The 1,328-nt window shown below is 74.5% G+C and carries 2 protein-coding genes; one reads left to right on the plus strand and one right to left on the minus strand.

Annotated features, from left to right (window positions below; translation table 11 throughout):
• Positions 1 to 50: 50 nt before the first annotated feature.
• Positions 51 to 593 (plus strand): dihydrofolate reductase family protein, encoded by a 543-nt coding sequence (locus HMPREF3159_RS04365; RefSeq protein ID WP_246821472.1) that lies wholly within the window; start codon positions 51 to 53, stop codon positions 591 to 593.
• A 58-nt stretch (positions 594 to 651) separates the two neighbouring features.
• On the opposite strand, the gene HMPREF3159_RS04370 is transcribed toward HMPREF3159_RS04365, so the two are convergent.
• On the minus strand, positions 652 to 1,328 hold a 677-nt coding region (locus HMPREF3159_RS04370), incomplete at its 5' end, for a C40 family peptidase (RefSeq protein ID WP_070499842.1).

Here is a 1,328-nt window from a genome sequence, read left to right on the forward strand (position 1 = left end):
TCCATCGGGGTGCTCACAAGGTAACGGGCACCGCCTCGCTGGACGGCTTCATCACGGGGCCCGAGCACGACATGGCCTGGCTCGAGGCCTGCCCGCCCATGGACGGCGAGGTCGTGGCGCGGCTCGCCGAACCCGTCGGTGTGATCATCTCCGGCCGGCGCGGCTACGACGCCGCGATCGCGCAGGCGGCCGAGCGCGGCGAGCTGACCTCCGAGGCCTACGGCGGGGCCTGGGACGGGGTCGAGATCGTGCTGACCCATCGGCCCGAGGAGCTCGCCGGCGACCCCTCGGTGACCGCCCTGGACGTCGACGTGGCCGAGGCGATCCGTCACGCCCACGAGCTCGCGGACGGCAGGGACGTGCAGATCATCAGCGCCGACATCGCCCGCCAGGCCCTCGAGCTCGACCTCGTCGACGAGCTGCAGATCTTCTCCGCGCCGGTGATGCTCGGCGACGGGACGCGCGCCTTCTCGGCGCCCGGCGGGCGGCGGATCGACTGGGAGCTGGTCGGGCCGATCCCGGGTGCGGAGGCAGGATTCGGCCGCCTCTACCGTCCCCGCGGGACGGCGGGGAGCGGCGCAGGGGCCGGATGAACGGGCACGGCCCGGCTCCCTCGAGGGGAGCCGGGCCGTGGACCGGGGAGCCGGTGGCTCAGCGGTAGGTGACGAAGCCGATCGGGTTGCCCCAGAGGGAGCGCTCGACGACGCGCTGCTTCGAGCCGGAGGCGTCGATGATCTGGCCGTTGCCGGCGTAGATCGCGACGTGGCCGGACCAGGCGACGATGTCGCCGGGCTGGGCCTGCGACTGGGAGATCCAGCGGCCGCCGTTGGCGATCTGGCCGGAGGTGCGCGGCAGCGAGATGCCGGCGGCCTTGTAGGCGTAGTTCACCAGGCCCGAGCAGTCCATGCCGCTGAGGGAGGAGCCGCCCCAGGAGTAGGGGGTGCCCACGGCGGAGCGGGCCGCGTTCACGATGGTGCTGGAGGAGCCGGAGGAGGAGCTCGAAGCGCTCGAGGAGGGGGCGGAGGCGCCGCCGGTGGAGACGCCGCCGTTGAGGGCGGTGCGGGTCTTCGGGCCGACGACCCCGTCGACCTGGAGGCCCTTGGAGGACTGGTAGTCCTTGACCGCCGCGTGGGTGCGCTTGCCGAACACGCCGTCGACCGCGAGGCCCGCGCCGTTCGCGTTCAGCGCCGACTGCAGCTCCTGCACGGCGCCGCCGCGGGAGCCCCAGCGGAGCTTCTGGGTGGAGTTCAGAGCGGCCGACGGGGCGACCGAGGGGGCGGCGTCGGCCGTGGCCGGAGCGGCGGCGGCCGGAGCGGCCGGGGCGCTCG

Source organism: Brachybacterium sp. HMSC06H03 (assembly GCF_001807385.1).
GTDB classification, from domain to species: Bacteria; Actinomycetota; Actinomycetes; order Actinomycetales; family Dermabacteraceae; genus Brachybacterium; species Brachybacterium conglomeratum.